Below are 10,366 nucleotides of genomic sequence, written 5' to 3' on the forward strand. Positions count from 1 at the left end.
ACGCTTGTATCGCTGCTTCCATGAGCAATAAGATGTGGGATTTCCAGCTTTTTAGCTGCCTTTTTAATGCTGAGACGCTCTTTATTTTCTTTATAGTTTTTATAAAACTGATAATGATGGGGCAGTTGCTGGCCGGTTCTTGCATTTACTATATACTGAACCCCTTTCTTTTCCCAGGCCTCAAGTTTCTTACCTTCCGGAAAGCGAGATCCAAAATCGGATACTGAGGCATAAGTGAGTAGTTTACCAATTCTTTTATCTTCAGCTGCTTTGATCAGTGTTATTCCGCCTCCCCGTGAATGTCCAATAAGGCTCAGGTTGGTTGCGTCGATCTGTTGTGCGAATTTGAAGTCGGGCAAAAGTAGCCAGTCAATAACAGATTGCAGGTCATCAAGCTCTTTTACATAATTGTTATCTCCAAAAGCTTCGATATTCAGGAATTCAGTAAGGTGATCCGGCCCAGTACCATTATGGCTGAAATTGAATTTGACAAAAAAGAAGTCATTTTCGGCAAAAACTTCTCCCATTCTCTCCCAGGCTCCCCAGTCTTTAAAGCCTTTGTATCCATGGCAAAAAATTACTATAGGTTTGGCTTTGCCATCATCTTTGAAAATGGTGTCGACTACAATAGGCTTTTGGTGCTTGCCATCTATGACAAGGTTTTTCTCTTTAGAAACTTCCATGGGTCTTTTTAATTTCTTTTTCTATAAACCGGATTTCCGGGTTGCAGATCTCCAGTATTAATTTTTTTAATTCAGATTGAAACAGGTCAAGGGTTTCAAGGCTTATTAAAGGATCCTTTTTTCTGGATCCGGATTCTTTTTTTTCAAATTTTAAAAAGCCTGATCTTAAGTTCTTGAAAGATATGATTCCTGCTTCTGCCGGGAATGTAAGGTCTTTCTCAAGGGCAATCAAGCTTGTATAAGTTAAAACCTGAAAACTTTTGGAATATTTGTCATAATCTTTTGTTATATTCTCCCATTGCTCAACGTTCAGATGCCTGGATTCTACTTTCCCTGTTTTATAATCAATAATTCGAGGTATACCATTGCAGCTTTCGAAACGGTCAACTTTGCCGCGAAGATAAACTGAAAAAGCTAAATTCTCTATAGGGAACTCGACTTTGAGATCTTTCTCGATCTGAATGATTTGAATCTCCTCCCCAGATCTTAATCTATTCATTTCATATTTAAGGAAATTGTGCAAATATCGCTTGGCCACCTCAAAGATCAGCAGGTTTTTACCCTTTTCAAGCGGAACCTTGCTGTAGGTTTCTGAAAATTCCTTTTTGATTTGGTTGTCGGTTTTTTTAATGAAGTCTTTTATCAGTTCTTCAGTTATAATTTGGCCTTCATAGGGTTTGTAAAGGTTTTCCAGGGAATTATGGACTACTGTTCCCAGGGTATTGAAGGCAACTGTCTCTTCAACTTCTTCCTGATCCCGGACGCCTAAAACATACTGATGGTAGAAATCCAGAGGATTTCGAATGTAGGTTGTAAGTGCTGAAGGGGAAAAGCCGGATTTAGCCAGAGCTTTCAGCTTTTCCATGATTTCCGGCGTTTTCTTTACTTCTTTCAATTCCTTTTTAAGCTTTGGTACTTTCGGGCTAATAAGAATATGCTTTAAATGATGCCCGGGCTGTCTTTCTATCTCCAGCTGGGTAAGGAACCTGCTCTTTTCTCCGGAATTTAGCCCCTCAGCTTCGGTATTATATAGTAAATAGACATTTTTAGCCCTCTGTAATAATCTGTAAAAGTGATAAGTGTACACAGCATCTTTTTCACGGTATGTAGGCAGTTTGTACTCCTGTTTCAGGTCATAAGGAATAAAAGAGTTATCTGATTTTCCTGCGGGTAATACTCCTTCGTTAAGGGACGTAATTATCACAGTTTCAAAATCCAGTGCCCGGGATTCCAGCATTCCCATCAATTGTAAACCCTGGAATGGCCTACCCTGGAAATCCAGTGTCTCGGTGCTGAGCATTTCCTTATAGAACCCATACAGTGAATGGATTGTTTTTAAATGTGGATATTTATCGTTGAGGTTTTCAAGCTTATTGAAAATCACATAAAAGTGATACAGAAATTCCAGACCTATTTTATCTTTTTCTTCTTTCAGGAAAACTTTTAAAGATTGAATGATTTTATGAAAATCCTGTATGAGTCCGGAAACAGAATCATTTTTTGTAGAAAAGCAGGCTGAAACCAATTCTCTGGTATTCTCAGGAAAGCTTTTAATAATTTCCTTCTGGTTAAGATATATAAGGTTTTCAGAATGTATTCTATCTATCAGGGCTTCGGCATTATGATTTAGAATTGGGCTGAGCGAAGGATGACTTATAATGGAAATAATGTCTTTGTAATAGTAATTTTCGGATTTATTAATATGTATCTGAAACAGACTTTCGAAAAGGGAATTTATGGGTGCATTCTTTGCAGGGAAGCCCATAGTAATATTGAGCTCTTCTATTTGCTCAGGTAAAGAATTAAGAACAGGTAGTAATAATTCTTCCTCTCCCAGAACAATGGCAGTACTCTCTAGCTGACTCTTATTTAATCCTGTTAGGATATCACCCAGATATTTTGCCTGCCCGATATTCTTTGGAACGCCAATCATTTCAATATTCTTCTCTTTTGAATAATCAACAGAAAAAGAGTCGTATGGTTTTTCCTGGTAGTAATCCCAGTTCTGAAGATATTCTCGCATAAAGATGGATGCTCCGTGAGCCTGATCGGCATAAAATACCTTGTCCAGATCCCAGTATACCTTTGCCAGCTTGCGCTCAAGCAGGCTTTGGATGATGAACTGCTCAGCAGCATTCAATGCATTAAAGCCTATAAAAACGTGCTGATTCTGGTTATCATTTATGTATTCCTTTATCCTATTTGCGGCTTCGCGGTAAATAAGCCCCTGATATCCCAGTTTTTTCTTTAGTAATCTTTGGGTTAAAGCCTCATAATATTCCGGAAGCTTTTTCCAAAAAGCCAGGTATCTTTTTATAAGTTCAGTTTTTCCATCCTGAAGGTACCAGTGCTTGATATCCTGGATGCCCGATAAGTAATTAAAAAAGGGTTTGTGATCTATTAAATATCTATCTATTTCGTTGAAATCATGAATTAAGCTTTGAGCCCAGGCGGTAAAGGTTTCAAAGTCTTCAAGTTCGTCGGGTTCAGTGAGGTTTTTGTAGGTATCATAGAATTCAAACAGACTAATAGTATTGTCTAAAGATTCTAATCCGGAAATCACTTCAGTGAATTCTTCGATGCTATAAATAGTAGGGGCGAATAAATTGGTGGTTGATACAGTGGAAAGTTCCCTGATGAGATAAGAGCCGGCTCTTTTACTGGGCAGAATAAAGATGAATTCTGAAAGTGGGGTAGATGATTCCTTAAGTTTTATTAAGACTTCACGTATAAATGATTCCATACGCCTAAAATAAAAAAACGCCCCGCAATGCGGAGCGTTTTCTTTTATGAATTATCAAGAGGACTTAGTTCATTTCCTCTTCTTCAGAATTGTCTTTCATTTCTCTGTCTTTATCAAGAGAAATTTCAACACGTCTGTTTTCCTGTCTTCCAGCATCGGTACTGTTAGTAGCGATCGGTCTGGTTTCGCCATATCCTTCAGAAGTCAATCTGTTGGCTGGTACACCATGCTCAGATAGCCAGTTTTCAACAGATGCAGCACGCTCTCTTGAAAGCTTTTCGTTATAAGCTTCACTTCCAATACTATCGGTATGACCTTCGATATGGAAAATAGTTTGTGGATACTCGTTCATGATATCTACGATAGACTGTAACGCATCCTCAGATTCTGTACGTATCGTAGCTTTATTGAAGTCGAAAAGAACTGTTTTAGAATATTCGTTCAATTCAGAGATTACTTCAGCAGTTGGTTCCGGACATCCGTTTGATGCAGCAGGACCAGCTTCTTCTGGACAGTCATCATCCTTGTCAAGGATTCCATCACCATCAGTGTCAGGCCATGGGCATCCGTCATTTTCAGCAGGACCAGCTTCGTCTGGACATTCATCTTCACTGTCTCTTACACCATCACCATCAGTATCAGGACAACCGTTCATTTCGGCAAGACCTGCAACTTCAGGACAATCATCATCAGGATCGGCTACGCCATCACCATCAGAATCAGGACAACCGTCAAATTCAGCTAAACCAGCTTCTTCAGGACATGCATCCTGACGATCTTCAATTCCATCACCGTCAGTATCTGGACATCCATTAAATTCTTCAAGACCTGGTTGTTCAGGACACTCATCATCTTTGTCGTAGATTCCATCACCGTCGGTATCAGTACCTCCGAAAACAAACTTAATTCCTGCAGAATGCTGGAAGTGAGTTGCAGTTTCTACATCAAAGAAATTCTTGTATTTAGACTCAAGTGAAAGAGCAAGGTTATCTGAGAACCAGAAATTCAAACCTAATTTACCATTCAGAGAAACGGCATCAAGGTTTGAAATGTCTTCGCCTTCTTGCTCACCTATCCAGGTGTAACCTCCACCTAAACCAATAACCGGATCAAACCATCCATCATTCAATAAAGCACGAAGGCTATAGTCAAAACTTAAATCGGCAGCGTAATAAGAAAGATCGCTTACAGATCTATCTCCATAACTGTCTATTTGATTAAGAGTACCGGTTAGTTCTCCTACGAAACCAGCTCCGATATATCTTGATACGGAAAGCTTAGAGACAGCGGGTAAAACGTTCCAGTGGTCGCCGGCATTGAAATAATCATCGAACATATCGCCAAGAGGGGCATCTTCACCTGTTGGGTAGAAGTCCACAGCATTTACACCAATGCCGATTGCCCAGGGATTGTCAGCATCCTGTGCCTGAACTGAAGTAAAGCCAAATACCAGGCATAAGGCCAGTACAATTTTGCTAAGATGTTTCATATTTAATAGTTTAGTTTTAAGTGTTAATTGTGAACAAAAGTATGCGCTTAGTGCATATTAACAAAGATAAAAATAATAAAGTTTTCTTAATTACAGCGCGTTTCCAGAGGTTTTGTTCACATTTTAATACCTGATTATCAATTATTTTGATAATAATTTATAAAAAATTAATCTTCGTTTAGGTTTTAGATTATGCCCAGTTCTTTTCCTACTTTTTTGAAAGCTTCTATTGCTTTGTCCAGATGTTCTCTTTCATGGGCAGCAGAAAGTTGGACCCTTATCCGGGCTTTTCCTTTTGGTACAACGGGATAAAAGAACCCAATTACATAAATTCCTTCTTCAAGCAACCGGTCTGCCATGTCCTGCGAAAGTTTGGCATCATGAAGCATTACGGGAACAATGGCCGATTCCCCGTCAATTATTTCAAATCCGGCATCCTTTATTCCTTTTTTGAAATATGCTGTATTCTGTTTTAGCTTATTTCTTAGACTGTCATCTTCTTTAAGCATGTCAAACACCTTTATAGATGCTCCAACGATGGCCGGAGCAAGGGAATTTGAAAATAAATAAGGCCTGGATCGCTGTCTTAGAATTTCAATGACCTCCTTTTTAGCAGTGGTATATCCACCCATTGCTCCTCCCAGAGCTTTTCCAAGAGTACCTGTGATAATATCTACCCGGTCCATTACTCCTTTTTCTTCCAGGGTACCAATTCCCTGCTCGCCAATAAATCCGGTGGCATGGCATTCGTCTATCATTACAAGAGCATCATATTTATCTGCAAGATCACAGATCTTATCCAGGGGTGCCACCAGTCCGTCCATAGAGAAGACTCCATCGGTAACGATTATCTTGAACCTTGCACCTTTTTCATTGGCGGCAATCAGTTGCTTTTCCAGGTCTTCCATATTGCCATTTTCATAGCGATATCTGGCTGCTTTACATAATCTTACTCCATCAATAATAGATGCGTGATTAAGGGAGTCTGAGATTATTGCATCTTCTGCGGTAAATAGGGGTTCAAATATTCCGCCATTCGCGTCAAAGGCGGCAGCATACAGAATAGTGTCTTCAGTTCCGTAGAAGTCTGCAATCTTTTGCTCCAGTTCTTTATGAATATCTTGAGTACCACATATAAAACGTACGCTGGACATTCCGTATCCATGACTGTCTAAAGTATCTTTTGCCGCCTGTATCACTTCCGGATTGGAAGATAGCCCCAGGTAATTGTTAGCACAGAAATTGATCACTTCCTGGCCTGTTGAAATCTTAATTACAGCATCTTGCGGACTGGTGATGATCCTTTCCTTTTTATAAAGACCTGCTTCCTTTATTTCTTCTATTTCCTTTTGTAAATGTTCCTTTATTGATCCGTACATATCTGAAATATTTTAAACTATTTATACTGTTTGATTTTTCTTTTCAATCCCCAAATTTAAACTTCTTTAATTACTATTGGCTTACTTGTATACACAAGTAAACAGCTTTCGACTTTATACCCCATGTCTTTCAGGGCCATGGCGTATGCAGAGATCTGTTTTGTATGTTTTTCTACCAAACCACCAGTTTTATAGTCAATAATGCTCACATTTTTATTTTCGAAATTTATTCTGTCTGGTCTTAATCTTTCTCCGTTGGTTGTGATCAGTTCTTTTTCATTAAAATTCTTAGCTTCTGGGCCGTAGAATTTTTCCAGTTTAGGATGGTTCACGATTTCAGAAATGAGACCGATAATTTCCTGTTTTGAAGCTTCGGTGATCATACCATTGTTTATAGCCCAGTTCACTGCATCTTCAAGGTCTGTTGATTTGTTGATCCTGGCCAGGATTTCATGGGCTATCTCTCCTTTCTCCATTGCTTCCTGTTGGCTGGAATCCCATAACGAACCTGATCTTGTAACAATTCTAACCGCGCTGTTCTGAGTGGAAGAAGAATAATATTTTTGGGGAGAGCGTCCTGAATTCTGTGATGGCTCAGATATAAAAACCTTTGAATCATCTCCAAATTCATAAGACAGTTCACCATTCCATTTGCCCACTGTCCTTAAATAATCGATGAGTATATCTGAGATATTAGGAGTACTTTTTTGTTTTTCGTGAAAGTTCGATAGAATGTATAATTGCTGAGAAGCCCTTGTACAGGCTACATATAGTACATTCAGTGTATCCAATTCATTTTTGTATATAAGGTCACTGTATTTGCTGGCAGAATTTTCGTTCCAGTTCAGCATTTTTTGTGAAGCACTAACATAGGCAATAGGAATGTTCTCGTCATATGTCTCCAGCCACAAATGGTCATTTCTGGTATCCTGAAGATCAGAATTCGCAAAAGGGTAAATAACCACGGGAAACTCAAGACCTTTTGATTTATGGATGGTCATGATCTTTACAGCATCATCAGCATCAGGGACCACAATACTAAGTTTTGCTTTTTTCTGTTCCCATTTTTCAAGAAACTCATTAAGCCCATTGGAAGTCTTTTGGGTGGTTTCGAATACAAAGTCTAAAAAGAACTGAACGTACGCATTAGAATCATGTACAAGGTTAAAACTTCTGATAATATATTCTGCCGATTCATAAAGCGACAATTTTTTTAACCGGTCCATTTCAAACTCAATTCCATGTTCGGAAATCCAATTGAAAGAATCTGCTCCATTATTAGGAAGACTATTTATGAGTACATCGTAGGTCTCTTCTTCTTTCAAATATTTGTCGGCTAGATAGTCATAGATGTTAAGCTTTAAATGGTCATCCTTAGGATTCAGGGAGAAATACAGAAGATCTATGATGAAGTTAACTTCAGGAGACTGAGATAGAAGAAGGGTTTCAGACGATATGACAGAGATGTCATTTTCACTTAGGTATTGTGCTATCGCCACACCTTCACTTCTCCTTCTGGTGAGAATACAGATGTCTCTTCTGTTAAAACCTTTTTTATCGAGGCTGTTTATGATTTCGAGGATCTTTTCAGGATAAATTTCAAATTCTTCTTCCCTGTTTTTTGCTTCGAGGAATGACAGGTTTACATAGCCGAAATCTCCTTTTTTAGGGTTCTGATAGGAGGCTTTAAAAAGTTCGGAATAGTCGGGAAATGTTAACTGGGAAGCAGCATAATTGAAGAAACCGTTGTTGAAATTCACAATTTCAGAACCACTTCTGAAATTGTCCGGGAGATTCACCACTTTTGGATCTGTTTGAAATGGTTTCACTTTCTCATTACAGAGTTCTATCAATTGTTCTGCCCGACCACCGCGCCATCTATAAATACTTTGTTTTGCATCTCCCACAATGGTAAGGCCTGAGCTGTTTTCAGTTCCTGAAAGATTATGATCTATAAGGGGAATAAGATTCTGCCACTGCATAACGGAAGTATCCTGAAATTCATCTATAAAATAATGGCGGTAGCGTTCCCCAAGCCTTTCGTATATGAAAGGAGCAGGCTGGTCTTTCACCTGTTCACTTATCCGGGGGTTGAACTCTGAGATAAGCACCAGGTTTCTCTCTTTTTTGATTTCCTCTACTTCGCGGTTTATTTCATTTAACAAAGAAAGCTGAACCAGGTTTTTCTTTATTTCGGTGAGGAATTCTATATGGAAGTATGCCTGTTTGGTGGTCAGGAATATTTCAGCGATCTCTGGCTGAAGAGAGTCGATAGCCGCTTTGGTGCTTTCACTCACTTTCTTAGGATATAAAGGCAGATTCTCGATATTTTCAGCCCATTTCGTGCTGAAGTTCACTGAACCGTTTCCTGTTTGCAGCTTCCTGAAATGTGCCGGAATTGAACCTCTGGTGAAATCACTCTCTTCAACTCCATTTTTTTCGATAAGCTCAAAAAAGTAAATGGCAGAACTTTTTAGATTCTTTTCGGTAATCTTAATATCTGAACTCAGTTTCTTACTGAATTTCTCAAAATCTTCAAGGCTTTTGGATTTCAATACCTGAATAGCTTTCTGATGGTTTTCATTTATCAGGAGTTTGGAGATGTTAAAAAGATCCCGGCTAATATCCCAGCTTTTATCATCATCAGTCTTAGTAAGTGTGAAATCTACCAGGATACGTGTAAGATTTTCTTCTGAACCTGCCCTGCTAATAAGGCTGTCCACTGCCTCCATCAAGACCTGTTCAGCATCCAATTCCACTTCAAAATTCATGTGAATACCAAGGTCGCGTGCGAATGTCCTTAACACCCGGTGAGTAAAACCATCTATGGTTGAGATTTCGAATGCTGCATAATTATGTATAATGCTTTTCAGGATCTCCGAAGATTTTCTGATAATTTCTCCTTTAGAAAGGCCAGTATTCCGCGAAATCTCACTTAAAAGGGCATTGTTCTCTAGGTCTGCCTCAGCTGAGGAAAATTCTGCAAGGCTTTGAATAATCCTTTTTTTCATTTCGCCAACTGCTTTATTGGTAAAGGTAATTGCGAGAATATTTTTATACCGGTCTTTTTTCGGGGAAGTAAAAAGCAGGCTGAGATATTCTTTTACAAGGGTGAAAGTCTTTCCCGAGCCTGCCGAAGCATTATAAATATTAAAGAAGTTTTCCAAAAGGAAGCTGGTTTTTGAAATTTTAAAAGTTCAAGAATTTCTAAATTTAAAATAAAAATGACTTTCAAAGCCCCAGTCCTTTTAAGTATTTTATAACACTAAAAAATTTCCATTAAATACCCGAATAGCTAAATTTGGGTGAGTTTAAGTACTAATCACTAAAAAAACAGATAATTATGTCTTTTGAGTTACCAAAATTAAAATACGCTTTTGATGCGCTAGAACCACATATAGATGCCAGAACCATGGAAATTCACCATGGGAAACACCATGCAGGCTATACAAAAAAACTAAATGCTGCTATTGAAGGTACAGACATGGATGGTAAGAATATTGAAAACATTCTTAAAAATCTTGATATGGCTAACAGTGCAGTAAGAAATAATGGTGGTGGTTATTATAACCACAGTATTTACTGGGAAATTATGTCTCCAGATGGAGGAGGTAAGCCTGAAGGAGAACTTGCAGAAGCTATAGACAGTGCGTATGGTTCTTTTGAAGCCTTTAAAGAAGAGTTTTCAAAAGCTGCTGCCGGCCAGTTTGGTTCAGGTTGGGCATGGCTTTGTGTTCATGAAGGTGGTAAGGTAGAGGTTTGTTCAACACCAAATCAGGATAACCCAATCATGCCAGGAGTTGGCTGTGGAGGGAATCCTATTTTGGGAATTGATGTTTGGGAACATGCTTATTACCTGAATTATCAAAACAAACGTCCGGAATATATAGAGGCATTCTTTAATGTAATAGACTGGCAAGAAGTTGGAAGCAGATACGCAAAAGCTAAATAATTTCTTTTTAATTATAATATGAAAGGCCGCTGATTGCGGCCTTTTTTTGTGATCCTCAGTTTACTCCATAAAAAAAGGCGGAATAAATTCCACCTTTTTTTGCCCCAAATCTACCATGAA

The 10,366-nt window shown here is 38.6% G+C and carries 6 protein-coding genes; 1 reads left to right on the forward strand and 5 read right to left on the reverse strand.

Translation table 11 applies throughout. The annotated features are described in order from the left end of the window. The 5 genes from LU635_RS16095 to LU635_RS16115 all read right to left on the reverse strand — a co-directional run. Nucleotides 1-683, reverse strand: a 683-nt coding sequence (locus LU635_RS16095) for an alpha/beta hydrolase family protein (RefSeq protein ID WP_240100554.1), incomplete at its 3' end; no start/stop codon positions are given. Continuing rightward, nucleotides 670-3,426: a PD-(D/E)XK nuclease family protein gene (locus LU635_RS16100; protein ID WP_240100555.1), complete on the reverse strand. Its 2,757-nt coding sequence runs from the start codon at nucleotides 3,424-3,426 to the stop codon at nucleotides 670-672. The genes LU635_RS16095 and LU635_RS16100, both read right to left, overlap by 14 nt. 64 nt (nucleotides 3,427-3,490) lie before the next feature. Then, complete coding sequence (locus tag LU635_RS16105; protein WP_240100556.1) at nucleotides 3,491-4,915, reverse strand: OmpA family protein; 1,425 nt, start codon at nucleotides 4,913-4,915, stop codon at nucleotides 3,491-3,493. 185 nt (nucleotides 4,916-5,100) lie between these two features. After that, entirely contained in the window at nucleotides 5,101-6,294 is a 1,194-nt protein-coding gene (gene kbl, locus LU635_RS16110; RefSeq protein WP_240100557.1) for a glycine C-acetyltransferase, read from the reverse strand. A gap of 56 nt (nucleotides 6,295-6,350) precedes the next feature. Further along, complete coding sequence (locus LU635_RS16115; protein WP_240100558.1) at nucleotides 6,351-9,461, reverse strand: UvrD-helicase domain-containing protein; 3,111 nt, start codon at nucleotides 9,459-9,461, stop codon at nucleotides 6,351-6,353. A gap of 176 nt (nucleotides 9,462-9,637) precedes the next feature. On the opposite strand from LU635_RS16115, the gene LU635_RS16120 reads away from it, so the two are divergent. Next, nucleotides 9,638-10,246 carry a superoxide dismutase gene (locus tag LU635_RS16120; protein ID WP_240100560.1) on the forward strand — a complete coding sequence of 203 codons (609 nt, stop codon included), beginning with the start codon at nucleotides 9,638-9,640 and terminating at the stop codon, nucleotides 10,244-10,246. Nucleotides 10,247-10,366 lie beyond the last annotated feature (120 nt).

The organism is Christiangramia crocea (assembly GCF_022410465.1).
Taxonomy (GTDB): Bacteria; Bacteroidota; Bacteroidia; order Flavobacteriales; family Flavobacteriaceae; genus Christiangramia; species Christiangramia crocea.

What these genes read in the sequence shown, in the direction of transcription:
- LU635_RS16100 (WP_240100555.1), bottom strand. Translation starts at nt 3,426, where the DNA reads ATGGAATCATTTATACGTGAAGTCTTAATAAAACTTAAGGAATCATCT.
- LU635_RS16105 (WP_240100556.1), bottom strand. Translation starts at nt 4,915, where the DNA reads ATGAAACATCTTAGCAAAATTGTACTGGCCTTATGCCTGGTATTTGGC.
- LU635_RS16120 (WP_240100560.1), top strand. Translation starts at nt 9,638, where the DNA reads ATGTCTTTTGAGTTACCAAAATTAAAATACGCTTTTGATGCGCTAGAA.
- kbl (WP_240100557.1), bottom strand. Translation starts at nt 6,294, where the DNA reads ATGTACGGATCAATAAAGGAACATTTACAAAAGGAAATAGAAGAAATA.